The organism is Streptomyces sp. SP17BM10 (assembly GCF_036322405.1).
GTDB lineage: Bacteria > Actinomycetota > Actinomycetes > Streptomycetales > Streptomycetaceae > Kitasatospora.
The window spans coordinates 1-350 of the sequence record NZ_JAQYXB010000495.1 but is presented as its reverse complement, the minus strand read 5'-3'; the positions used below and the strand labels follow the sequence as shown (position 1 = coordinate 350).

The 350-nt window shown below is 49.4% G+C and carries 1 protein-coding gene; it reads left to right on the top strand.

The annotated features are described in order from the left end of the window. On the top strand, positions 1–207 hold a 207-nt coding region (locus PUR71_RS41195; protein ID WP_329925812.1), incomplete at its 5' end, for a hypothetical protein. Positions 208–350: the final 143 nt, after the last annotated feature.

Genomic DNA, 350 nt, shown 5'->3' with positions numbered 1-350 from the left:
GTTGTTTTTGTGTTATTTATTGTTGTTTTGTTGGTTGGGTTTTTTGAGTTGGTGTTTTTGTTTTTGTGGTGTGGTTTGTTTTTGTTTTTTTGGTTTTTTTTTTTTTTTTTGTTGTTTTGGGGTGGGGTTTTGGTTGGGTTTTGTTGTTTGTTTGGGGGTGGGGGGTGGGTGGGGTTGGGTTGGGTGTTTTTTTGTGGTGGGGTTTGATGGTGGGGGTGGCGGTTCAATCCGAGGAGTACGCTCTTTTGGTGTGGGGGGTGGGGGGGGCGGGTTTGGGCTAGTTCGTGAGTTCCGCCGTGAACGTGGGGGTGGGGGTGGGTTTGGGGCCGAAGACGGTGAATTACGGGGCG